This is a genomic window from Serratia sp. JSRIV001, from assembly GCF_019968745.1.
Taxonomy (GTDB): domain Bacteria; phylum Pseudomonadota; class Gammaproteobacteria; order Enterobacterales; family Enterobacteriaceae; genus Chania; species Chania fonticola_B.
Genome location: NZ_CP074147.1, coordinates 1,708,849 through 1,730,568 on the forward strand (window position 1 = coordinate 1,708,849; position 21,720 = coordinate 1,730,568).

Annotated in this window: 22 protein-coding genes and 1 riboswitch; of the genes, 13 read left to right on the forward strand and 9 right to left on the reverse strand. The window is 55.3% G+C overall.

The window, feature by feature from the left end; translation table 11 throughout:
• Positions 1-37: 37 nt before the first annotated feature.
• Positions 38-1,312, reverse strand: coding sequence for an adenosylmethionine--8-amino-7-oxononanoate transaminase (bioA, locus tag KGP17_RS07775; RefSeq protein ID WP_223499123.1), 1,275 nt, complete (start codon positions 1,310-1,312; stop codon positions 38-40).
• Between the two features lie 91 nt (positions 1,313-1,403).
• On the opposite strand from bioA, the gene bioB reads away from it, so the two are divergent.
• The 4 genes from bioB to bioD are packed head-to-tail and all read left to right on the forward strand — an operon-like array spanning position 1,404 to position 5,016.
• Positions 1,404-2,441 (forward strand): biotin synthase BioB, encoded by a 1,038-nt coding sequence (gene bioB, locus KGP17_RS07780; protein ID WP_021805237.1) that lies wholly within the window; start codon positions 1,404-1,406, stop codon positions 2,439-2,441.
• On the forward strand, positions 2,441-3,592 hold the full coding sequence (gene bioF, locus KGP17_RS07785; RefSeq protein ID WP_218519675.1) for an 8-amino-7-oxononanoate synthase: 1,152 nt from the start codon (positions 2,441-2,443) through the stop codon (positions 3,590-3,592). Before bioB ends, bioF begins: the two co-directional genes overlap by 1 nt.
• Entirely contained in the window at positions 3,576-4,343 is a 768-nt protein-coding gene (gene bioC, locus KGP17_RS07790; protein WP_094982705.1) for a malonyl-ACP O-methyltransferase BioC, read from the forward strand. The genes bioF and bioC overlap by 17 nt, the downstream gene beginning before the upstream one ends.
• The gene (gene bioD, locus KGP17_RS07795; protein ID WP_059200186.1) at positions 4,336-5,016 is read left to right on the forward strand and encodes a dethiobiotin synthase; all 681 of its coding nucleotides are present in this window, start codon (positions 4,336-4,338) and stop codon (positions 5,014-5,016) included. Before bioC ends, bioD begins: the two co-directional genes overlap by 8 nt.
• Before the next feature lie 25 nt (positions 5,017-5,041).
• Here bioD and KGP17_RS07800 read toward each other — a convergent pair whose 3' ends face one another.
• On the reverse strand, positions 5,042-5,752 hold the full coding sequence (locus KGP17_RS07800) for an ABC transporter ATP-binding protein (RefSeq protein WP_223499124.1): 711 nt from the start codon (positions 5,750-5,752) through the stop codon (positions 5,042-5,044).
• 1,062 nt (positions 5,753-6,814) lie between these two features.
• Here KGP17_RS07800 and uvrB point away from each other — a divergent pair.
• Together uvrB and KGP17_RS07810 are read left to right on the forward strand one after the other, a co-directional pair.
• On the forward strand, positions 6,815-8,827 hold the full coding sequence (gene uvrB / locus KGP17_RS07805; protein WP_021805232.1) for an excinuclease ABC subunit UvrB: 2,013 nt from the start codon (positions 6,815-6,817) through the stop codon (positions 8,825-8,827).
• Positions 8,828-8,929: 102 nt separating this feature from the next.
• Positions 8,930-9,175 carry a VF530 family DNA-binding protein gene (locus KGP17_RS07810; RefSeq protein ID WP_021180393.1) on the forward strand — a complete coding sequence of 82 codons (246 nt, stop codon included), beginning with the start codon at positions 8,930-8,932 and terminating at the stop codon, positions 9,173-9,175.
• On the opposite strand, the gene yvcK is transcribed toward KGP17_RS07810, so the two are convergent.
• Positions 9,172-10,089 carry a uridine diphosphate-N-acetylglucosamine-binding protein YvcK gene (gene yvcK / locus KGP17_RS07815; RefSeq protein ID WP_021805230.1) on the reverse strand — a complete coding sequence of 306 codons (918 nt, stop codon included), beginning with the start codon at positions 10,087-10,089 and terminating at the stop codon, positions 9,172-9,174. The two genes, KGP17_RS07810 and yvcK, sit on opposite strands and share 4 nt — an antisense overlap.
• Before the next feature lie 263 nt (positions 10,090-10,352).
• Positions 10,353-10,495, forward strand: a riboswitch (molybdenum cofactor riboswitch).
• Between yvcK and moaA the strand changes: the two genes are divergently transcribed.
• The 7 genes from moaA to KGP17_RS07850 all read left to right on the forward strand — a co-directional run bounded on the left by moaA (position 10,486) and on the right by KGP17_RS07850 (position 14,763).
• The gene (moaA, locus tag KGP17_RS07820) at positions 10,486-11,469 is read left to right on the forward strand and encodes a GTP 3',8-cyclase MoaA (RefSeq protein ID WP_021180395.1); all 984 of its coding nucleotides are present in this window, start codon (positions 10,486-10,488) and stop codon (positions 11,467-11,469) included. Its footprint overlaps the riboswitch before it by 10 nt.
• 138 nt (positions 11,470-11,607) lie before the next feature.
• Positions 11,608-12,120 (forward strand): molybdenum cofactor biosynthesis protein B, encoded by a 513-nt coding sequence (moaB, locus tag KGP17_RS07825; protein ID WP_021805228.1) that lies wholly within the window; start codon positions 11,608-11,610, stop codon positions 12,118-12,120.
• A 3-nt stretch (positions 12,121-12,123) separates the two neighbouring features.
• Complete coding sequence (gene moaC, locus KGP17_RS07830) at positions 12,124-12,603, forward strand: cyclic pyranopterin monophosphate synthase MoaC (protein ID WP_021180397.1); 480 nt, start codon at positions 12,124-12,126, stop codon at positions 12,601-12,603.
• Complete coding sequence (gene moaD / locus KGP17_RS07835) at positions 12,600-12,845, forward strand: molybdopterin synthase sulfur carrier subunit (RefSeq protein WP_021805226.1); 246 nt, start codon at positions 12,600-12,602, stop codon at positions 12,843-12,845. Before moaC ends, moaD begins: the two co-directional genes overlap by 4 nt.
• Before the next feature lie 2 nt (positions 12,846-12,847).
• On the forward strand, positions 12,848-13,300 hold the full coding sequence (gene moaE, locus KGP17_RS07840) for a molybdopterin synthase catalytic subunit MoaE (protein ID WP_021805225.1): 453 nt from the start codon (positions 12,848-12,850) through the stop codon (positions 13,298-13,300).
• Between the two features lie 125 nt (positions 13,301-13,425).
• A complete protein-coding gene (locus tag KGP17_RS07845; RefSeq protein ID WP_021180400.1) occupies positions 13,426-14,133 on the forward strand; it encodes a Bax inhibitor-1/YccA family protein in 708 nt (235 codons plus the stop codon).
• 198 nt (positions 14,134-14,331) lie between these two features.
• On the forward strand, positions 14,332-14,763 hold the full coding sequence (locus tag KGP17_RS07850; RefSeq protein WP_059200189.1) for a DUF2628 domain-containing protein: 432 nt from the start codon (positions 14,332-14,334) through the stop codon (positions 14,761-14,763).
• Positions 14,764-15,325: 562 nt separating this feature from the next.
• Here KGP17_RS07850 and dinQ read toward each other — a convergent pair.
• The 6 genes from dinQ to cecR form a co-directional block, all read right to left on the reverse strand.
• Positions 15,326-15,409 (reverse strand): damage-inducible type I toxin DinQ, encoded by an 84-nt coding sequence (dinQ, locus tag KGP17_RS27965; protein ID WP_363136641.1) that lies wholly within the window; start codon positions 15,407-15,409, stop codon positions 15,326-15,328.
• Between the two features lie 352 nt (positions 15,410-15,761).
• The gene (locus KGP17_RS07855; RefSeq protein ID WP_223499125.1) at positions 15,762-16,868 is read right to left on the reverse strand and encodes an ABC transporter permease; all 1,107 of its coding nucleotides are present in this window, start codon (positions 16,866-16,868) and stop codon (positions 15,762-15,764) included.
• Between the two features lie 9 nt (positions 16,869-16,877).
• On the reverse strand, positions 16,878-18,014 hold the full coding sequence (locus tag KGP17_RS07860) for an ABC transporter permease (RefSeq protein WP_021805222.1): 1,137 nt from the start codon (positions 18,012-18,014) through the stop codon (positions 16,878-16,880).
• Positions 18,011-19,747 (reverse strand): ATP-binding cassette domain-containing protein, encoded by a 1,737-nt coding sequence (locus tag KGP17_RS07865; protein WP_021805221.1) that lies wholly within the window; start codon positions 19,745-19,747, stop codon positions 18,011-18,013. Before KGP17_RS07865 ends, KGP17_RS07860 begins: the two co-directional genes overlap by 4 nt.
• Before the next feature lie 9 nt (positions 19,748-19,756).
• Positions 19,757-20,743, reverse strand: a complete 987-nt coding sequence (hlyD, locus tag KGP17_RS07870) for a secretion protein HlyD (RefSeq protein ID WP_021805220.1) — start codon at positions 20,741-20,743, stop codon at positions 19,757-19,759.
• Positions 20,744-20,770: 27 nt separating this feature from the next.
• Positions 20,771-21,469, reverse strand: coding sequence for a transcriptional regulator CecR (gene cecR / locus KGP17_RS07875; protein ID WP_021805219.1), 699 nt, complete (start codon positions 21,467-21,469; stop codon positions 20,771-20,773).
• Between the last annotated feature and the right edge of the window lie 251 nt (positions 21,470-21,720).

The following is a 21,720-nucleotide window of genomic DNA, read 5'->3' on the forward strand; positions in this document are numbered from 1 at the left end:
TAGATCGGTTTGCCGCCACAATACAACCTTAAAACCGTTACTCCACCGCCACGGCGATTGCTGCCGTCAGCCGGGTGAGCTGCTCTGGCGTAATGATATAAGGCGGCATCAGGTAGATCAGTTTACCGAAGGGCCGGATCCACACGCCGCGTTCGACAAAGCCACGTTGTAGCAACGCCACATCCACCGGCTGATGCATTTCCACCACGCCAATCGCCCCAAGCACCCGCACGTCGGCCACTTTGGGTGATGCCACCAGCGGTAAGAGCTGCTGTTTAAGCTGTGTTTCAATGGCGGCGACCTGATGTTGCCAGTGATTTTCCTCGAGCAAGGACAGGCTGGCGCAGGCTACGGCACAGGCTAGCGGGTTGCCCATAAAGGTTGGCCCATGCATAAAGCAGCCTGCGGCTCCGTTACTGATCGTTTCTGCTATGTGGCGCGTGGTCAGGGTGGCGGAAAGGGTCATATAGCCACCGGTCAGCGCTTTGCCCAGGCAAAGAATATCCGGCACTACGCCGGCATGTTCACAGGCAAACATTTTGCCTGTGCGGCCAAAACCGGTGGCGATCTCGTCGGCAATCAGCAGGATTTGGTGGCGATCGCACAGCTCCCGCACGCGTTGCAGATAACTTGGATGATAGATGCGCATTCCACCGGCACCTTGCACCACTGGCTCCAGGATCACAGCGGCTATTTCCCCGGCGTGCTGATCCAGTAATTCGGCAAACGGGGCAATGTCCTGTTCGTCCCAAGGCTGGTCAAAACGGCATTGCGGTGCGGTGGCAAACAGGTGGGTGGCCAAATAGCCCTGATACAGACTGTGCATGGAGTTGTCCGGATCGCAGACCGACATCGCGCCAAAGGTATCACCATGATAGCCATGGCGTAAGGTCAGAATGCGCTGCCGCCGTTCACCACGGGCCTGCCAATATTGCAGCGCCATCTTTAGCGCCACTTCGACCGCCACCGATCCGGAATCTGCCAGGAATACGCACTGCAACGCTTCCGGCGTCATCGCTACCAGCTTGCGGCACAGTTCAATAGCGGCAGGATGAGTGATGCCACCGAACATCACATGCGACATTTTTTCCAACTGCTGTACGGCTGCCTGATTCAACTGTGGATGATTGTAACCGTGGATCGCCGCCCACCAGGAAGACATGCCATCCACCAGTAGGCGGCCATCGTCCAGTTGCAGCTCGACGCCGCTGGCGGACACCACCGGATAGCAAGGCAAGGGCTGGGTCATGGAGGTGTAAGGGTGCCAGATGTGGCGTCGATCGAATTCAATATCGCAGGGGGAAACAGACATTAACCGTAAACCAAATTTTAATAGAATGGTTGACAGTATAATCGCAAACTCTACACTGACGACACTTTTTTCCCTTTTGGAGACGCCGTAAATGGCCGACCGCATTCGCTGGACAGTGGGGCAAGCCCAGGCCCTGTTTGATAAACCCTTACTCGAACTGCTGTTCGAAGCACAGACTATTCACCGCCAACATTTTGATCCGCAACAGGTGCAGGTCAGTACGCTGCTGTCGATCAAAACCGGTGCCTGCCCGGAAGACTGTAAGTACTGCCCGCAAAGTTCGCGTTATAAAACCGGCCTGGAATCCGAGCGGCTGATGCAGGTGGAACAGGTGCTGGAATCGGCGCGCAAGGCCAAAGCGGCCGGTTCGAGCCGTTTCTGTATGGGGGCTGCCTGGAAAAACCCGCATGAGCGCGATATGCCTTATCTGCAACAGATGGTGCAGGGCGTCAAGGCGATGGGGATGGAAACCTGCATGACGCTGGGCACGCTGGATGGCGCGCAGGCCGAACGGCTGGCCGAAGCGGGGCTGGATTACTACAACCATAACCTGGACACCTCGCCGGAATTCTACGGCAACATCATCACCACCCGCAGCTATCAGGAACGTCTGGATACCTTGGATAAGGTGCGCAACGCCGGGATCAAAGTCTGCTCCGGTGGGATTGTCGGGCTGGGCGAAACGGTGCGTGACCGCGCCGGGTTGTTGGTGCAACTGGCCAATCTGCCCAAACCCCCGGAAAGCGTGCCGATCAATATGCTGGTGAAGGTGAAAGGCACGCCATTGGCCGATAATGACGATGTCGATCCGTTCGACTTTATCCGCACCATTGCCATTGCCCGCATCATGATGCCGACGTCCTACGTCCGCCTGTCGGCAGGCCGTGAACAGATGAGCGAGCAGACTCAGGCGATGTGCTTTATGGCTGGGGCCAACTCCATCTTCTATGGCTGCAAACTGCTGACCACGCCTAATCCGGAAGAGGACAAGGATCTGCAACTGTTCCGCAAGCTGGGCCTGAATCCGCAGCAAACCGCCACCGAACAGGGCGACAATCAGCAGCAACAGGTGCTGACCGAGCAGTTGCTGCACGCCGATACCGCCGAATTCTACAACGCGGCGCTGTAATGAGCTGGCAGCAACGGATCGAACAGGCGCTTGAGGAGCGGCGAGGAGCCGCTGCTTATCGGCAACGTCAGGTGAATCAAGGCGGTAATGGCCGCTATCTGCAACTCGACGGCCAGCGCTATGTGAATTTTTCTGGCAACGACTATCTGGGCCTGAGCCAACATCCTGAGGTGATTGCCGCCTGGCAGCAGGGGGCGCAGCGTTACGGCGTTGGCAGCGGCGGTTCCGGCCACGTCACCGGTTTTTGCCATGCTCATCATGAGCTGGAGCAGCAACTGGCGGAGTGGCTCGGCTACCCGCGTGCGCTGCTGTTTATTTCCGGCTACGCGGCCAATCAGGCATTGCTGGCTGCCCTGATGCAGGCCGACGATCGCATTTTGGCGGATAAGCTCAGCCACGCCTCTATATTGGAAGCGGCCACTCACTCACCGGCGCAACTGCGGCGTTTTCGGCATAACCAGCCCCAGGCATTGGCCACCTTGCTGCAAAAAAACTGTGCAGGCCAACAGTTGGCGATCACCGAAGGGGTGTTCAGCATGGACGGGGATAGCGCACCGTTGGTCGAACTACATCGGTTGACGCAGCAGGCAGGTGCCTGGCTGATGGTGGATGATGCGCACGGGATTGGCGTACGTGGCGAGCAGGGGCGCGGCAGTTGCTGGCAGCAAGGTGTGCACCCGGAAGTGCTGGTCGTCACCTTTGGCAAGGCATTTGGCGTCAGCGGCGCGGCGATCCTCTGCGATGAGCCGTTGGCGGAATATCTGCTGCAATTCGCCCGCCATCTGATTTACAGCACCGCGATGCCGCCCGCCCAAGCCTGTGCCTTGCAGGCCGCGTTAAGCTGTATTCAGCAAGGGGATGAACTACGTAGTCGGCTGCAAAAACACATCCAGCATTTTCGTGCCGGGGTGGCGGGTCTGCCGTTAACGCTAACCGCGTCGGATACCGCTATCCAACCGTTGCTGGTGGGGGATAACCAACAGGCGCTGGATTTGGCGCAGCGCCTGCGAGAGCAGGGATTGTGGGTCAGCGCCATTCGTCCGCCGACGGTGCCGCCGGGGGGGGCGCGGTTACGTATTACGCTCACTGCGGCACACCAGCCACAGGATATCGATCGCTTGTTGGAGGTACTGCATGACGTCTGCCATTGATACGGTGAACAAGCAGGCGGTGGCGGCGGCCTTCAGCCGGGCAGCGGCGAGCTACGATACCGCAGCCGTGCTGCAACGGGAGGTTGGTGAACGCTTACTGGGGATGGGGCTGTCTCATCCAGGCCAACAGGTGTTGGATGCCGGTTGCGGCACGGGCTATTTCAGCCGTCGCTGGCGCGAGCTGGGCAAGCAGGTCAGCGCGCTGGATCTGGCTCCGGGCATGCTGGCATTTGCCCGTCAGCAGCAAGCGGCGGATCGCTATTTGCTGGGGGATATCGAACATATCCCTTTGCCGACCGCCTCGGTGGATATCTGTTTTAGCAGCCTGGTGGTGCAGTGGTGCAGCGATTTGCCTCTGGCGCTGGCTGAGTTGTATCGGGTGACGCGGCCCGGTGGACTGATCCTGTTCGCTACTTTGGCACAAGGGGCTTTGCACGAGTTAGGCGACGCCTGGCAGCAAGTCGATGGCGAGCGTCATGTTAATGACTTCCTGCCGCCAACTCAGATCGCCGCCGCCTGTCATCCCTACCGGCACCAGCTTACGGCAAATTGGCAAACGCTCAGTTATCCCGACGTGATGACGTTGATGCGATCGCTAAAGGGCATCGGTGCGACTCACCTGCATCAAGGACGCGAGGCTGGCCTGCTTTCCCGCCAGCGGCTTGCCGCATTGCAGGCTGCCTATCCTTGCCGGGACGGGCAGTTTCCTCTCAGTTATCATTTGGTTTATGGAGTGATTTATCGTGATTAAGCGCTGGTTCGTTACCGGAACCGACACCGAAGTGGGAAAAACCGTGGCCAGCAGCGCCTTGCTACAGGCCGCCAGCGCGGCGGGATGGCGCTGTGCTGGCTATAAACCGGTGGCGTCAGGCAGTGAGATGACCGATGAAGGGTTACGCAACGGCGATGCGCTGTCGCTGCAGAGAAACAGCAGCGTAGCGCTGGATTACGCCGTAGTGAACCCTTACACCTTTGCCGAACCGACTTCGCCGCATATTGTCAGCCAGGCCGAAGGGCGGCCTATCTCGCTGGCACGGCTTTCCGCCGGTTTACGTCATCTTGAACAACGTGCGGACTGGCTGTTGGTAGAGGGTGCCGGCGGTTGGTTCACTCCACTTTCTGAGCATGAAACCTTTGCCGACTGGGCACAGCAGGAGCAGCTGCCGGTGATCCTGGTGGTGGGCATCAAGCTTGGCTGCATCAATCATGCTTTGTTGACTGCGTTGGCGATCCAACAGTCAGGTCTGACCCTGGCAGGCTGGATCGCCAATGACGTTACCCCGCCAGGAAAACGCCATCAAGAGTACCTTGCCACTCTTTGCCGCCTATTGCCCGCTCCCCTGTTGGGCGAGATCCCACATTTACCGCAGGTAGAACAGCAGGCATTGGGACAGTATCTCGATTTAACCAGGTTGAACCCTTAACCTGATGGCCCACGGAGGGGCCAAATCACTCCGTCAGATAGGCATCAATCAGCCCCTCATCCAACTGCCCCAGCGTGCCATTGGCCACGTTACGGCCTTTATCCATCAAGTAGAAGCGGTCGGCCAGATGGCGGGCAAAGGGGAGTTGGTGCTCAACCAGCAAAATGGTCATGCCCAGTTCCTGATTCAGCTTACGGAGTACCTGGCCGATCTCCGTCGCCAGGGAAGGTGACATACCGGCGGTGGGTTCATCCAGGATCAGCAGTTCCGGCTCCAGCATCAGAGCGCGGCCTAATGCCAACTGCTGTTGCTCACTTTGGCACAGGTCGCCCGCACGGCGCATACGCATCGCCTGCAGCCGGGGGAACAGATTGTAAATGATGGGTGGCATACGGCGGACCTTGTCACGCCCGGCCAGCAAGGCCACCTGCAGGTTCTCTTCAACGCTGAGTTGGGAAAAGATTTGCCGCCCTTGTGGCACGTAACCAATGCCCAGTAACGCCCGGTTTTCTACCGGCTGTGGCAACAGGTTTTGCGGTGGCTCATCCGCCAACTGCCAGGTCATGCTGCCGCTGACGATCGGCAGGTGTCCCATGATGCAATTGATCAGCGTGGTTTTGCCCACTCCATTGCGGCCAAGCAACAGGGTGCATTGCCCACGAGGTAACTCAAGGCTGACATCCCACAGCGTATGCTGTTGCCCATAATATTGGTTTACCGCCCTTAAGCTTAACATTTGGCATCTCCTCCAAGACCGATATTCACGTATGGATAACGTTGACCGCAGCAAGCGGTGTCTCTCCCGGGTGTGGAAAATGCTGTGCTGATTACCCTAATCGCGGCTCAGGCTAAAAATTGGAAAATGGCCGCTACCGGTCGTTTGGCGGCTCTAGGGGGGGGTTTTGGTATGCAATGAACTTTTTCGCCGAAGATAACCGAGCTGGCTGCGGCCGATTTTCGCCAGAGTTTGCCGGTTCTTCTGCAAGGTAACGCCCCTGAACCAGGATATGCAATTCCTAGGCCATCAGGTGTTGCGCAACAAAAAAGGTGGTTTGTTAGTGTTTTGTTAACTGATTTAAGCCCGGTATGCAGGGGGCTGTCAGGGCAATAAAGTTAACTTGGGCGTTTTTTGCACCGTTACCGTGCGGCACGGCGAACTGTTGGTGCAAGCCCTAAAGGTTGTTGCCGCAACTTGCAACCCCTGAAAAGCAAAATAGCGAAAAGAGCGTTTTAGTTATCACGGCTTTTAGCATTAATCGGCATAACCAAAGCAGAATTATTGTAAAAAAATAACTAAAAAACCGACTCAGTTGACGTTTCATTGGGAAAAGCGTTCTTTCCGCAACTCCCGCCCCCCATGGGGTAGTGAGAGTTATCCACTATTCCTGTGGATAACCTTGTGCATTATACTTAGAAAAGCGGTGTGAACAGAGAGCGGGCGCGGGTTGTGCGCAGGTTGTCCGCATTCTCGTCTTTTTATTAAAGTAATTTAATATCAACAGGTTAATTAAAATCAAGCCAACGGATATCGTTAATGTGTCGATGGGCAGTTTTTCAGCGCAATCCGGGCCAAAAGTTAATTTGTATCGCATTCTGGGGATAACAGGGTGATTGACAATAAAAATGTCATGGTATTGTCACCTTGCCGGTGCGTTCGCGCCCCGTTAACGGCCGTAATAGCGTAAATCCGCTTGAAGCTGGTTTTATATCCAGTATCATGGGCACTGGCGGAAATCTTCCGGTCTTTCCATAATTAGGCCGCTACCGTCTGGCCGCAAACCTGAAAGATGATGGGGATATGAGCAAACATTTCAAACTGCATTCCGAATTCAAACCGGCCGGCGATCAGCCGCAAGCCATCCAAAAGTTGGAAGAGGGGCTGGAAGACGGCCTGGCGCACCAAACGCTGCTGGGGGTTACCGGCTCGGGTAAAACCTTTACCATCGCCAATGTGATCGCCGATCTCAACCGGCCCACCATGGTGCTGGCGCCCAACAAGACCCTGGCGGCCCAGCTGTATGGCGAGATGAAAGAGTTCTTTCCCGAGAATGCGGTGGAATATTTTGTCTCCTACTACGATTACTACCAACCAGAAGCCTATGTACCTAGCTCCGATACCTTTATCGAGAAAGACGCCTCGGTCAACGAACATATCGAGCAGATGCGCCTGTCGGCCACCAAAGCGCTGCTAGAACGGCGTGACGTGGTAGTGGTGGCTTCGGTTTCCGCGATCTACGGCCTGGGCGATCCGGATCTGTACCTGAAAATGATGTTGCACCTGACCAAGGGCATGATCATCGATCAGCGTTCGATCCTGCGCCGTCTGGCCGAGCTGCAATATACCCGCAACGATCAGGCCTTCCAGCGCGCCACCTTCCGCGTGCGTGGCGAAGTGATCGACATTTTCCCGGCGGAATCGGATGAGCTGGCGCTGCGCGTTGAACTGTTCGACGAAGAGGTCGAACGCCTGTCGCTGTTCGATCCGCTAACCGGCCAGATTGAGCAGGTGGTGCCACGCTTTACCATTTATCCCAAATCTCACTACGTCACCCCGCGTGAACGTATCGTGCAGGCGATGGAAGAGATCAAGGTGGAGTTGGCTCAGCGGCGCAAAGTGCTGCTGGAAAACAACAAGCTGTTGGAAGAACAGCGCTTGACGCAGCGTACCCAGTTCGATCTGGAAATGATGAACGAGCTGGGTTACTGCTCCGGTATCGAAAACTACTCGCGCTATCTTTCAGGGCGCGGTGAGGGCGAGCCACCGCCAACCTTGTTCGACTATCTGCCGGCTGACGGGTTGCTGGTGGTAGATGAATCCCACGTCACCATCCCGCAGATCGGCGGCATGTTCAAAGGCGACCGCTCGCGTAAAGAGACGCTGGTGGAATATGGCTTCCGCCTGCCTTCGGCGCTGGATAACCGGCCAATGCGTTTTGAAGAGTTTGCCGCTGCGGCACCGCAGACCATCTACGTGTCCGCCACGCCGGGCAAATATGAGCTGGAGAAATCCGGCGGCGATATTATCGATCAGGTGGTGCGCCCAACCGGCCTGCTGGATCCGATCGTGGAAGTGCGCCCGGTGACCACTCAGGTGGACGATCTGCTTTCCGAGATCCGCAAGCGCGTGGCTATCAACGAGCGCGTACTGGTCACCACGTTGACCAAACGCATGGCAGAAGACCTGACAGAATACCTGGAAGAGCACGGGGAGCGGGTGCGTTATCTGCACTCGGACATCGATACGGTAGAACGTGTCGAAATCATCCGTGATTTGCGTCTGGGCGAGTTTGACGTGCTGGTGGGCATCAACCTGTTAAGGGAAGGCCTGGACATGCCAGAGGTGTCGCTGGTAGCGATCCTGGACGCAGACAAGGAAGGGTTCCTGCGTTCTGAGCGCTCACTGATCCAGACCATTGGCCGAGCGGCGCGTAACCTCAACGGTAAAGCGATCCTGTATGGCGACAGGATCACCGATTCCATGGCCAAGGCGATCGGTGAAACGGAACGCCGCCGCGCCAAGCAGCAGGCGCATAACGAAGCCAACGGTATCGTACCTCAGGGCCTGAACAAGAAGGTTGCGGATATTCTGCAGCTTGGGCAACCAAGCAGCCGTGGCAAGCACAAAGGGAAGGGCAAAGCGGCAGAGAGCGCGGCGCAATACCAACTGCTCACCCCCAAAGCGCTGGAGCAAAAAATCCAGGAGCTGGAGGCACAGATGTATTCTCATGCGCAGAATCTGGAGTTCGAACAGGCTGCTGCGGTGCGTGATGAAATTCACCAGCTGCGCGAGCAATTTATCGCGCTATCATAATGAACCCAAGGGGCGTGGTATGCACGCCCCGGTAAATTTTCTTGCCGTACGCCCGTTTGCTGATTAAGGTGTGCGCCCCAAGTATTGAGACGAGTAGCCGCCATGACCGCAACCCCATCCAAAGACCCGTTACACGGCATTACGCTGGAGCAACTGCTGAACAAGCTGGTAGCCCAATATGGCTGGAACGGGCTGGCAGAGCGTATTCGCATCAACTGCTTCAGCAGCGATCCGAGCATCAAATCCAGCCTCAAGTTCTTGCGCCGTACCCCGTGGGCACGCAAGCAGGTGGAAGATCTCTACATCGACAGCGTTAGCGACAATCCTTGGCTCCGTGGTCAAGATTAACCGCGGCTAGCTAGCTGTTCCAATGCGGTATCCAGCGCCTGGCGTAATAGTTGTCGATCGTGGCGATACGGGATATCGCTGGCTTCCAGCGGTTGTTGCACCACAATGCGATCCTGCATGGCGCTGGTATCCACCGCCGGGCCAACGATCACGGCGTCAATCATTTTACGGCCGATCTTCTCTTCCATCAGCGCCAGTTTGTCTTGCAGCGTCAGTGCGGCTGCGGCGACGCTCAGCTCGCGGCCCAGGTTACCGATATACACCATATTGGCGCTGCTGCGTCGCAGGGCCTGAGTCAGATCTTCTAGCAGCAACAGTGGCATCAGGCTGGTAAGAAAACTGCCTGGCCCGATCAGGATCAGATCGGCCTGCGCGATTGCCTCAACCGCTTCACGGGTGGCGTGTACCGGCGGTGAGAGCATCAGCTCTTGCGGCATGATCCTCAGTTGATCGATATTGACTTCACCGTAGACCTGGTGCCCCTCATGATCGTGGGCCATCAGATCGACCGGTTGCTCCGACATCGGGATCAGCGCCGCGTCGATCTTTAGCAGACTACGAACCAGATTGATCGCCTCCAGTGGGCGCACGCTCAGGTGATCCAAGGCTTTCAGCATCAGATTCCCCAGGTTATGCCCCGCCAACTCGCCGTTGCCGCTAAAACGGTATTCAAACATCGCCGAGGCGACGCTAGGCTCGGTAATCAGCTGATTGAGGCAATTACGGGTGTCACCCCAGGCAATGCCGCCTTCAGAACGGCGGATGCGGCCGGTAGAACCGCCGTTATCGGTCGTGGTGACAATGCCGGTCAGGCGAGAGCCCAACGACGACAGCGAAGACATCACACGGCCAAGACCGTGACCACCACCTAATGCCACGACGCGATCAAGATCGGCCAGGGTACGGTTGCGCATAAAATTCCTTAACTCAGGGTAGGTAGACTGCCTGCATAAAGTAGCGGATTTGACACAAAAACGCGATAAAGAGTGCGATTTGCGTGATTCTGGTCAATTCGCTGGCGTAACGGTTGTTTATTATGGTTATCCAGACTTGAGAGGGTGAAAATTCGCTGTATACACAAGTATATAGCGTTAATCCACATTGGCTATCGCGGCTGTTTAGCGCTAGAATTCTCTGGAAAACCACGGTTTCGTTCCGGCTACTTGAGGTAGCGGGGATGGGATCAAAACTCCTAGCCTTGGTACCTACGTTGTTCTTTGGAGCGATAGGGTATCTTGGCCGTGGCGAAGTCAGCCACCAGGGTGCAGAGTGGAAACGCTCGCATCTCCCGTATTTGGAAGGTGTTACAGGTGCCGCAACTTATTGATGCTTTTGAGCGCAAATTCTACTATTTGCGCCTGTCGATCACCGACGTGTGTAACTTTCGTTGCACCTACTGTCTGCCGGATGGCTATAAACCGAGCGGCAGCCCCAAGACCTTCCTCTCTCTGGATGAAATTCGGCGCGTTAGCCGTGCCTTTGCCGAACTGGGTACCGAAAAGGTACGCCTGACCGGCGGTGAGCCTTCTTTACGCCGCGATTTTACCGACATTATTGCCGCCGTGCGCGAAAACCCGGCCATCCGAACCTTGGCTGTAACCACCAACGGCTATCGTCTGGCACGTGATGTGGCCAGTTGGCGTGATGCGGGCCTCACGGCGATTAACGTTAGCGTAGACAGCCTTGATGCACGCCAGTTTCATGCCATCACCGGCCAGGACAAGTTCCGCCAGGTGATGGAGGGCATCGATGCCGCCTTTACCGCCGGTTACAGCAAGGTGAAGGTGAATGCGGTGCTGATGCGTGATGTCAATCACCAGCAGCTGGGCAGCTTCCTTAACTGGATCAAGGATCGGCCAATCCAACTGCGGTTTATCGAACTGATGGAAACCGGCGATGGCAGCGATCTGTTCCGCAAGCACCATGTGTCTGGCGAAGTGATCCGCCTGCAGTTGGAGCAGCAGGGCTGGCAGCGCCAAGTCCGTGGCCGCAGCGATGGCCCGGCGCAGGTATTCAGCCACCCGGATTATCAGGGCGAGATTGGGCTGATCATGCCGTACGAAAAAGATTTCTGTGCCAGTTGCAACCGCCTTCGGGTTTCCGCCATTGGCAATCTGCATCTGTGCCTGTTTGGTGAGCAAGGGATTACCCTACGCGATCTGCTGGCGGATGACGGCCAGTTGGAACAGCTGAAAATGCGCATTCAAAGCGGGCTGCAAACCAAAAAGCAGACCCACTTCCTGCATCAGGGCAATAGCGGTCTCACGCAGAACTTATCGTTTATCGGCGGTTAACACGTCCCCTATAGCCTCGGGGAACGCCAGATGATTAATATGAGCTCGATCGGTCCCCTCTCCCTGTGGGAGAGGGTTAGGGTGAGGGGGCAACGCCAAGTCTAACCGAGCATCCAATGAGCAGGAGCACAACACACAATGAGCCAAATCAGCAGTGAATTTATTGCGGCAAAGATTGCCATTCTGACCGTTTCGGATCGCCGCACTGAAGTGGACGACACCTCCGGGCAATATCTACAGGAAGCCGCGCAGGAAACCGGCCATCAGGTAGTGGCTCGTGCCTTGGTCAAAGACAATATTTATCAGATCCGTGCGCAGGTTTCCGCATGGATTGCCAGCGATGACGTGCAGGCCGTGTTGATTAACGGTGGCACCGGCTTTACCTCCGGGGACAATACGCCAGAAGCGCTATTGCCGCTGTTTGACCGTGAAGTGGAAGGGTTCGGCGAACTGTTCCGCATGGTGTCATACGAAGAGATCGGCACCGCGACCCTCCAGTCCCGCGCGGTGGCCGGTATTGCCAACCAGACGGTGATCTTCGCCATGCCGGGTTCCACCCGCGCCTGTCGTACCGCCTGGGAACGTATTATTGAAGAACAGTTGGACGCGCGCCATCGCCCGTGCAACTTCTTACCCCATTTGAAGAAATAATCCATGACGCAGCTAACCCACATTAACGCCGCTGGCGAGGCCCATATGGTCGATGTCTCTGCCAAAGCGGAGACGGTACGTGAAGCCCGTGCCGAGGCTTTTGTTGAAATGCAGGCGGCAACGCTGGCGATGATTATCGACGGCAGCCACCATAAAGGCGACGTATTCGCCACGGCGCGTATTGCCGGTATTCAGGCCGCGAAGCGTACCTGGGAACTGATCCCCCTTTGCCATCCGTTGATGCTGAGCAAGGTGGAAGTACAGCTCGAAGCGCAGCCGGAATTTAACCGCGTGCGTATCGAAACCTGCTGCCGTTTGACCGGTAAAACCGGGGTTGAAATGGAGGCGTTGACTGCCGCTTCGGTGGCCGCGCTCACCATCTACGACATGTGCAAAGCGGTACAGAAAGATATGGTCATTGGCCCGGTGCGGCTGCTGGCAAAAAGCGGCGGCAAGTCCGGTGATTTTAAGGTGGAATTATGATCACTATTCTGTTTTTCGCCCAGGTGCGTGAACTGGTCGGCACCAGCACGCTGAACCTGCCAGCGCAGTATCTTACGGTTGAAGAGCTGCGTAAATCGCTGTGCGAGCGTGGCGATCGTTGGGCGCTGGCGCTGGAGCCCGGTAAATTGCTGACGGCGGTCAACCAATCGCTGGTGGCCGCAGAGCATCCGCTGCAAGCCGGTGATGAAGTGGCTTTCTTTCCACCGGTAACCGGAGGTTAACAGTGGAAAATACTCGTATCCGCGTTGGCCAGGCAACTTTTAGCGTAGGTGAAGAATACCAGTGGCTGGCACAGTGTGATGATGACGGCGCGGTGGTGACCTTTACCGGCAAGGTACGCAATCACAATCTGGGGGATGACGTCAGCGCGCTGTCGTTGGAGCATTACCCTGGCATGACTGAAAAAGCCCTTGAAGAGATCGTTGCAGAGGCAAGAACCCGTTGGCCATTGCAACGGGTAACGGTGATCCACCGTATCGGTGATCTCTTTCCTGGTGATGAAATTGTGTTTGTCGGCGTGACCAGCGCCCACCGCAGTATGGCCTTTGAGGCGGCACAATTTATTATGGATTACCTGAAAACCCGAGCTCCCTTCTGGAAACGTGAGGCGACCGGGCAGGGAGACCGCTGGGTAGAGGCTCGCGATACGGATAAACAAGCCGCCAAGCGTTGGTAAATCGCGCCTCAACAGCGGAAATAAATCAATACCTTTGCCCGTTTCGCGTAGCGTTTTCTGTGATACGCTTACTATTGGCAGGGGAAGTTCCCCGAAACTTGGCTCACATGTAAAAGGTAACCGTCATGGACCGATATCCACGTAATGGTTCGATCGTTGAACGTGCCAACAGCGGCATTCAGGCTTATATGGCGCAGGTGTATGGCTGGATGACCTGTGGCTTGCTGTTGACCGCATTTGTTTCCTGGTATGCAGCGCATACGCCTGCGATCATCAACTTTATTTTCTCTAGCCAGATCACCTTCTTTGGGCTGATTATCCTGCAGTTGGGCCTGGTGTTTGTGATTTCCGGCATGGTTAACCGCCTGAGCGGCACCATGGCCACTGGGCTATTTATGCTTTACTCGGCGCTGACCGGGTTAACGCTATCGAGCATCTTCATTGCCTACACCTATAGCTCGATCGCCAGCACCTTCGTGGTCACTGCGGGTATGTTCGGCGCGATGAGCCTGTACGGCTACACGACCAAACGCGATTTGAGCGGTTTCGGTAGTATGCTGTTTATGGGGCTGATTGGTATTGTGCTGGCTTCACTGGTGAACATCTGGCTGAAAAGCCCGGCGCTGATGTGGGCAATCACCTATATCGGCGTGCTGGTATTTGTGGGCCTGACGGCGTATGACACCCAGAAACTGAAAGCGATGGGTGAACAGCTGAATGCCGATGATAAAGACAGCTTCCGCAAATACGCTATCGTTGGCGCATTGACGCTGTATCTCGACTTTATCAACCTGTTCCTGATGCTCCTGCGTATCTTCGGCAACCGCCGCTAATACGCTAGCTCAGCAATAAATATCTGGCCCCGTTTTAACACGGGGCTTTTTTATGGGATTTTTCTGGTTTCTGGTTGAAAAATTATCACCTTGACATCTATAAGGTTTTTTTTGTTTAATATCCGATGGATAGGGAGGGTAAAAGTCATATCTGTCTTTTACTTAGGATGATAATAATATGGATTGTGAAAAGCTATCATGGATAAGACCGAATTAAGTCAAAAATGGAAAGATCGTTTTGCTCTGTTTGACAGTGTGGCTGGAAATATCCACTCACAGCAATACAAAGACACGATAAAAAATATGAAATTCCTCGCCCGTACTAAATATGTCTTTAACTTTTATGCTTTTTTCTTTGGTATTATTTATTTCTGCATTCTTGGTTTATGGAAGAAAGGGTTGGTGCTATTCGGTGCGGTTGTAGTGCTTAATGTGATTCTGATAATTATTGATGCTGGGACAGCAATGAATCTGGAACCAGCGATCCGCGGTATTAATATTGCCTATGCAGGTACTTGTGCCATGATTGCCAACTATGCCTACTATCTCAAAGAAGTCAAAGGGTTGGATGGTTGGAACCCGATAGAAGGTTTTACCAAGAAATCGGCTGAAAAAATTGCGCAATCCTAAACATTACTAACTAATGAATATTTGAAAGGTTAAGCGAGCAGGGCAATCAGCTAGATATTGCCCTGCATATTTAAAATCTAGCTGGTTTGGAAAGATGCTATTATTACAATAAGATAAAGTGCAAAACTCACTAAAACGATAAACATAGCTAGCAATGCTGACCACTTTAATCTGGATTTAAATAGTCCAACCAAAGCAAAGCAAAATACCAGGATATTCATCGTTATATTGATGAAGCAGAGGATACTCACTACGAGAACGATCCACTCCGCCGTTTCGTCAGGCACGAAAGAGGCTACCATGAGTATAATGACCAAGGCTAACAGGTTGAACCAGGCCATCTTCAACCCAAAACGGACCATGCTGTCAAAAGTGTTGTCCTTAACTACCGCCGATTCCGTCAAATCGCCCTCCATAAGCAATTAAATTACAGTACGCATATTCTACGCATTCTGTTTACGGTTTAACATCATTTCCATAGCGCTTCACTTCACCGTTGCACAGAAATATTAAAAGCCGGAGAGTGGTTAACTCCCCGGCCTTAGCTACGTTTCCACCATCATCAATCGATGAACCGGCGGATCAGTTCCAGCAGCGCAACCAGCGCTTTCAGAACGATGAGAACTTTATCGATTAAAGCTTTCACCCGTTTTCTCCATAAATGGAGTGAAAGCCCCCTACTTGCCCTTACACTGCCTGTTATAGGGGTTGCCCTTCATTGTTAGATGTGGACTGCTTCACTCTGGCTAGAGCACCAGAACCGGCACCACCCGTCACTCCAGCCAGGACTTGAATACTTTCCCTCGCAGACCAGAGTTCCGCAGCAAACAGAGCTAACCTGCTGATTATATCGTCTATGCGGTAGTTTGAAAATCAATCAAATCCTGCGTATACTGATTACGTTAGATGTGGACTGCCTCACTCCGGCTAGAGCCACCAACTCAGTGCCGGAAAGTAAAAAAACCGACCTCACCCGTCGGTTTTTTTACGCCCGAAATTCAGGCAATCTTGCGCCGGAACATGGCATAGGCCGCGCTGCCGGTGGTGGCGGTGATCACCAGTAATGGCCACAGGCTGTGCCAGATAATGCCGAAACCGGCATCCTTGAGGTAGATCTGCTTGGTGATATCGGTGAAGTGGCGGATAGGGTTGGCCCAGGTAAGATGCTGTAGCCAAACCGGCATATTCTCCACTGGCGAGACATAGCCGGAAAGCAGTATCGCCGGCATCATAAACACAAACACCCCGATAAATGCCTGCTGCTGCGTCGCGCACAGCGAAGAAATCAGCAGCCCGAAGCCCACCAAAGACAGCCCGTAAACCAGCATGGTGCCATAGAACAGCAGCAGCGAACCGGCAAACGGGATCTGATAGGCAAAGATACCGATAAACAACACGATCGAAGCCTGGAAGGTGGCAATGATCAGGGCCGGTACCGCCTTGCCGATAAAGATCTGCCAGGTGGTTAAAGGCGAAACCAATAACTGCTCTAACGTGCCTTGCTCACGTTCACGCGCGACGGAAAGTGAGGTAACGATCAGTACGCCGATGGTGGTGATCATCGCGATCAGCGAAGGCACCACGAACCATTTGTAATCCAGATTCGGGTTATACCAGTTACGCACCACCAGTTCGCTGTTGTTGGGCTTGGTACGCTGCCCAATCAGCTCATTCTGGTAGTCCTGCACGATCTGTTGCACATAGTTGGCGGCGATCTGCGCGCTGTTGGAGTTACGACCATCGAGGATCAACTGCAACGGCGCGGTATTACCGCTGGCGATATCCCGTGAGAAGTTGGCCGGGAAGCGGACCAGCAGCAGCGCCTTCTGATTATCAATGGTGGTTCTAATCTCCTGCGGGCTGCGTAACAACAGCACGTGAGAAAAGGCTTTGGCTTTGGCGAGGCGCTGAGTCAGCTCAATGGAGTGCTGGCCGCTGTCCTCACTGTACACCGCGATGGTGGCGTTGGTGACTTCCAGCGTGGCGGCGAACGGGAACAACACCACCTGCAACAACACCGGCATAATCAGGATCGCGCGGGTCTGCGGATCGCGCAGCAACGACTGCATTTCTTTAACGATCAACGTCCAGAGACGGTGATACATGGCTTCCCCTTAATCCAGCCGCCGCTGGGTTTTCCAGGCCGTCAGGCCGATAAACACCACCGCCGAGGCGATCAAAAACAGCAGGTTAATCACCAACACGGTGCCGATGTTGCCCGCCAGGAACAGTGTTTGCAGCGTGCTGACAAAGTAGCGCGCCGGAATGATATAGGTCACCGCACGCACCACGGCGGGCATACTGTCGATCTGGAAGATAAATCCAGACAGCATAATTGAAGGTAAAAAGGCGGCGTTCAGGGCTACCATTGCCGCGTTAAACTGGTTGCGGGTGATGGTCGAGATTAACAGCCCCATGCCGAGCGTGCTGGCCAGGAACAGGCTACTGATCACGAACAGCAGCAGCAGGGAGCCACGGTAGGGCACGCCGAGTACAAATACCGAAACCACCATACACAGCACCATGGCGATCATGCCCAGGAAATAGTACGGCACCAGCTTGGACAGCAGCAGCTCGCTGCGTGTGACCTGGGTGGAAAGCAGTGCCTCCATGGTGCCACGCTCCCATTCGCGGGCGATTACCAACGAGGTCAGAATGGCACCGATCACCGTCATGATAATGGTGATGGCCCCCGGAATAATAAAGTGCTGGCTGATGGCCGCCGGGTTAAACCAGTAGCGCATCTGGACTTCAATCAGTGGCTTGTCATCACGCCCCAGATCGGTGGCGCGCTGTTGCTGCCAGATTTGCCAGATCCCCTGGGTATAGCCTTGCACAAAGTTGGCGGTATTGGGCTCGCTGCCGTCAGTAATGACCTGCAACGGAGCGCGGTCGTTGGGCCTTGCCAAATGCTCGGCAAAATCGCTGGGGATCACTACCAGGCCGCGGATGCTGCCAGCCTGCATCATCTGGATCAGCTGCTGGCGGTTATCGCTGACGGTCGGTTCAATATAGGGCGAGCCGATAAAGGCATTGGCCAGATCGCGAGCCTCTTCGCTTTGCTGCTCCATCAGGATCCCCAGCCGTAGCTTGCTGGAATCCAGATTGATGCCGTAGCCAAAGATAAACAGCAGCATCAACGGAATGACGAAGGCAATCAGTCCGCTGCTGGGATCGCGCAATATCTGCCGGGTTTCTTTCAGGCACAATGCCCGCAGCCGCCGCCAGGAAAAGCCGTTGTCGCTGCTCATGCTGTCTCCTCCCGATCGTAACCCTGCACCAGTTCGATAAACGCCTCTTCCATCGAAGGGTTGGGGTTTTGCTCGCTGGCTATCTGCTGTTTGAGATCGTCTGGCGTACCGGCGGCGATGATTTTGCCGCGATACACCAGGCCGATACGATCGCAGTATTCCGCTTCATCCATAAAGTGGGTGGTGACCATCACCGTCACGCCTTTATCCACCATGCCGTTGATGTGCAGCCAGAACTCGCGCCGGGTCAGGGGATCGACGCCCGAGGTGGGCTCATCAAGAAACAGAATATCTGGCTCATGCATCAGCGCGCAGGCCAGCGCCAGCCGCTGTTTGAAACCGAGCGGAAGCGAATCCGGCGTTTGGTTGAGGATCGGGGCGAAGTTGAAGGCGCGAGACATCTCCTCGATTTTATCGCGCTGGCTCTTACCGCTTAGCCCATAAACGCCAGAGAAAAACTTCAGGTTCTGGGCCACCGTCAGGTTGCCATACAGCGAAAATTTCTGCGCCATATAGCCCAGATGCTGGCGCGCTTTGCCGGAGCTGGTTTTTAGATCCATACCGAGCACCAGCGCTTTGCCATCGCTAGGTACCAGCAGGCCACACATCATCTTGAAGGTGGTGGATTTGCCCGCGCCGTTGGGGCCAAGCAGGCCAAAAATCTCGCCGCGCTGCACCTTGAAATCCACATGATCGGTGGCCGCAAAGTCGCCGAATTTTTTGGTCAACCCCTGTGCTTCGATCACCGTTTCCGAGTTGTCGCCCGTTACCGTAGGCATGATCTCGGCCAGGGCGGATTTGCTGTTCGGGCCGCCGCCCAGCAGATCGATAAACGCATCCTCAAAACGCGGATCGGCCTCGGTTAATTCGGCCTGTGGCAGATCCAGATCCCGCAATACCTGCTGGTGATCTTCACCCGGCTTGAGGATCAGCCGCAGATATTTCCCCTGGATCACACCGTCGCTAACCGCAGGCAGGCAGATCGCCCTCTGCAACAGCGATCGGTGGCTACCGGCTGGGGTGTCGATCAAAATGGTACGGCCAGCCATGCGCTGGGTAAGATCCTGTGGCGCGCCGCTGAACAGCAACTCACCTTCGTTCATCAGCAGCACTTCGCGGCACTGCTCAGCTTCGTCTAGATAGGAGGTACTCCACAGGATCAGCATGCCGTCGTTGGCCAGCTCATGCACCATTCGCCACAGTTCACGACGTGAAATGGGATCGACGCCGACGCCGGGCTCATCCAGCAGCAGCACCTGAGGTTGACCAAGCAGCGTACAGGCCAGCCCTAGCTTTTGCTTCATCCCGCCGGAAAGCTTACCCGCCAGACGTTCGGTAAAGCGGGTCAGATCGGTAAACGTCAGCAACCGCTCAAAGGTTTGCTTACGCAGATCGCCGGTGACTCCGCGCAGATCGGCATAAAGCGTGAGATTTTCCATCACCGTCAGATCTTCATACAGCCCAAACTTTTGCGGCATGTAACCGAGAATGGCGTGCAACTGGCGATCCTGTGCGATCGGATCCAACCCGGCGACGGTCAGCTTGCCGCTGCTGGGGAGCAGCAAACCTGCCAACATGCGCAGCAGAGTAGTTTTGCCCGCGCCATCGGGGCCAACCAGCCCGGTCACCGCGCCACTGCGCAACGTGGTCGTCAGGCTGGCTACCGCTGGTTTATCGAGTGATGGAAAGCGTTTTTCCAACGCCACCAGTTCAATCGTATGTGCCTGTGCCATCACGGTTCCTTACGGTTGTGTGAAATGGACGGTAACCGGCATCCCCTGACGCAAGGCATCATCGGCATCGTTGACGATGATCCGCAGGCGGTAGACTAGATCGGTACGCAAATCTGGCGTTTCTACGCTTTTGGGAGTGAACTCCGCGGTGGGGGAAACAAAGCCGATCTTGCCGTGATAAGGCTTGCCAGGGCGGCTGTCGGTCTCGATCAAGACTTCGGTACCTGGCGTAGCGCTACCCAGGCTGGCTTCATTGATGTAGGCACGAACCCATACCGGCCGCGTCAACGATAGGGTAAACACTGTGCTGCCAGCGCTGAGCATGGTGCCTGGCTCCACGGCTCGCGTCATTACCGTACCAACGGACGGTGAGAGCAGGGTGGTGTCATGCAGATCCAACTGGGCTTGCGCCAGTGCTGCCTCGGCTAGTGCCAGATTGGCTTTGGCCTGTTCGATTTCCTGTGGGCGGTTACCGGTCAGGTATTGCGACAGTTTGTCTTTCGACGCCTGCAAATTTGCCTGCGCCTGATTACGCGCGGTGCGGGCATCTTCCAGGGCGTTGGCAGAGGTGGCCTTTTTCGCCCATAGCCCCTGCTGACGTTGGAAGAAGCTGTCGGCATAACTGAAGGCCGACTGCCGTTGCGCCACTTCGGATCGTACCTGAGCAATCTCCTCGTTGCGGTAGCCTGCCTGCAATAAATCCAGTTTGGCTTTGGCGCTGGCAACGTTGGCCTGTGCCTGTAGCAACGCGTTCTGGTAAGGGGCATCGTCCAGTTTGCCCAGCAGCTGCCCCTGTTGCACGCTGTCCCCTTCGTCTACCGCCAGTGAGGCCAACCGGCCATTAACGCGGAAACCCAGGTTGACCGTGCGGATATCTACATTGCCATACAGCGTCAAAGGCTTGTCCTGCTGGCGTTGGTAAGACCAGAAACCGTAGGCCGCAGCGGCGATCAGCACGATCGCTATACCCACAATGGCAACTCTTTTCTTGTTCATAATGTTCCTTGACTGCAAGACGGAAAGTTAGACGGCGTAACGCTGGCGTAGCCCGTTAACCAGAATGTCGATATGTTCGGCCAGCACCTCGCTAATTTGCTCGGCTTCTTCTGCCGCGATCTGATGCCAGCCTGCCTGGCGTAGCAAAGTTTCCCGGCCAACGCGGAATGCCAGAACCTCACCGATCAGCGCATGGGTATGCAAGACGATTTTGGTGGAACGCTCATCGATGCCGGTGTAGCCCGCTAACAGGCGACACAGTAAGTGATGCAACGGGGCTATCACTTGCTGGTGGATCAGCGGATAAGCATCGGTTGGCGAAAGCTGTTCGCGAGACATAATCTTGCTCAGATTGAGCGTGTGGGGCTCGGTCATCAGTTGGCTGAAGGCCAGCAACCCGCTTTTGAGATGGTAGAGATAACGCTCCGGCTGGCGTTGCTCCGCGGGCAGTTGATAGAAACGTTCGATTTCTTCGCTCAGTGGGCGGAAACTTTGCTGGATAAAGTCGGCAATCCACTGGGCTACCGCCAGGTATAATCCCTCTTTCGAGTTGAAATAGTAGGTGATAGCGGCGATGTTCTGCCCGGCACGCTGGGCGATTTGCCGCGTGGTGGCACCCGAAAGGCCATATTCGCCGAACACTTCAATCGCGGCGGTGAGCAGTTGTTGGCGCGCTTGCTCACCCCGTTTGAGAGGGCTTAGCGGCGGGTTTTCTGCAGAGGACATAGGTTGACCCAAAAAGTTAATCAATCATATGATTAACTTTAGGCCGGACGGGCTAAAATGTAAACCACAGGCCAGAACATTTTGCTTTTCCGTGAGCTTGCTCGGCGAAAAGTGCTGTGAACACGTAAAATTGCCTTTTCTTGTTCGATTTCTGCTACACTCTCGCGCTTGGTGCACTGCAGTTTGTGCCAATCCCTCGAGGTCATGCCGAGGATGTGCCGCAAAAAAGTGCGAGTACCTCCTTATGCCCC

What these genes read in the sequence shown, in the direction of transcription:
- KGP17_RS07810 (WP_021180393.1), top strand. Translation starts at nt 8,930, where the DNA reads ATGACCGCAACCCCATCCAAAGACCCGTTACACGGCATTACGCTGGAG.
- bioF (WP_218519675.1), top strand. Translation starts at nt 2,441, where the DNA reads ATGAGCTGGCAGCAACGGATCGAACAGGCGCTTGAGGAGCGGCGAGGA.
- yvcK (WP_021805230.1), bottom strand. Translation starts at nt 10,089, where the DNA reads ATGCGCAACCGTACCCTGGCCGATCTTGATCGCGTCGTGGCATTAGGT.
- KGP17_RS07855 (WP_223499125.1), bottom strand. Translation starts at nt 16,868, where the DNA reads ATGTATCACCGTCTCTGGACGTTGATCGTTAAAGAAATGCAGTCGTTG.
- KGP17_RS07860 (WP_021805222.1), bottom strand. Translation starts at nt 18,014, where the DNA reads ATGAGCAGCGACAACGGCTTTTCCTGGCGGCGGCTGCGGGCATTGTGC.
- cecR (WP_021805219.1), bottom strand. Translation starts at nt 21,469, where the DNA reads ATGTCCTCTGCAGAAAACCCGCCGCTAAGCCCTCTCAAACGGGGTGAG.
- KGP17_RS07850 (WP_059200189.1), top strand. Translation starts at nt 14,332, where the DNA reads ATGGATAAGACCGAATTAAGTCAAAAATGGAAAGATCGTTTTGCTCTG.
- KGP17_RS07845 (WP_021180400.1), top strand. Translation starts at nt 13,426, where the DNA reads ATGGACCGATATCCACGTAATGGTTCGATCGTTGAACGTGCCAACAGC.
- bioA (WP_223499123.1), bottom strand. Translation starts at nt 1,312, where the DNA reads ATGTCTGTTTCCCCCTGCGATATTGAATTCGATCGACGCCACATCTGG.
- moaC (WP_021180397.1), top strand. Translation starts at nt 12,124, where the DNA reads ATGACGCAGCTAACCCACATTAACGCCGCTGGCGAGGCCCATATGGTC.
- hlyD (WP_021805220.1), bottom strand. Translation starts at nt 20,743, where the DNA reads ATGAACAAGAAAAGAGTTGCCATTGTGGGTATAGCGATCGTGCTGATC.
- KGP17_RS07865 (WP_021805221.1), bottom strand. Translation starts at nt 19,747, where the DNA reads ATGGCACAGGCACATACGATTGAACTGGTGGCGTTGGAAAAACGCTTT.
- uvrB (WP_021805232.1), top strand. Translation starts at nt 6,815, where the DNA reads ATGAGCAAACATTTCAAACTGCATTCCGAATTCAAACCGGCCGGCGAT.
- moaB (WP_021805228.1), top strand. Translation starts at nt 11,608, where the DNA reads ATGAGCCAAATCAGCAGTGAATTTATTGCGGCAAAGATTGCCATTCTG.
- KGP17_RS07800 (WP_223499124.1), bottom strand. Translation starts at nt 5,752, where the DNA reads ATGTTAAGCTTAAGGGCGGTAAACCAATATTATGGGCAACAGCATACG.
- bioC (WP_094982705.1), top strand. Translation starts at nt 3,576, where the DNA reads ATGACGTCTGCCATTGATACGGTGAACAAGCAGGCGGTGGCGGCGGCC.
- moaD (WP_021805226.1), top strand. Translation starts at nt 12,600, where the DNA reads ATGATCACTATTCTGTTTTTCGCCCAGGTGCGTGAACTGGTCGGCACC.
- bioB (WP_021805237.1), top strand. Translation starts at nt 1,404, where the DNA reads ATGGCCGACCGCATTCGCTGGACAGTGGGGCAAGCCCAGGCCCTGTTT.